Genomic DNA, 234 nt, shown 5'->3' with positions numbered 1-234 from the left:
GCATGAACCTGCAGGAAGCCGGCGACGCGCCGCGCATCCAGCACGACGGTTCGACCGAGCCGGCCGGGCAGATGGTGGCGATGAGCGACGGCGGCGAGCTCGACCTGGAGACCGGGTTCTCCTACGAGACCGTGCGCGAGCTGGTGCGGCGCGGCCACAGCGTGCGCTTCGCGCTGGGGCCCTATGGCGGGTACCAGGCGATCATGGTCAATCCAAACGGCGGCTACATCGGGG

General features: G+C 70.1%; 1 protein-coding gene. It reads left to right on the top strand.

Features of this window, described 5'->3' with window-relative positions; genetic code table 11:
* On the top strand, window positions 1-234 hold a 234-nt coding region (locus HKX41_13670), incomplete at both ends, for a gamma-glutamyltransferase (protein NNC25181.1).

Origin of the sequence: Salifodinibacter halophilus, assembly GCA_012999515.1 — a bacterium.
Classification (GTDB): domain Bacteria; phylum Pseudomonadota; class Gammaproteobacteria; order Nevskiales; family Salinisphaeraceae; genus Salifodinibacter; species Salifodinibacter halophilus.
This window is presented reverse-complemented; position numbering and strand designations above follow the sequence as displayed.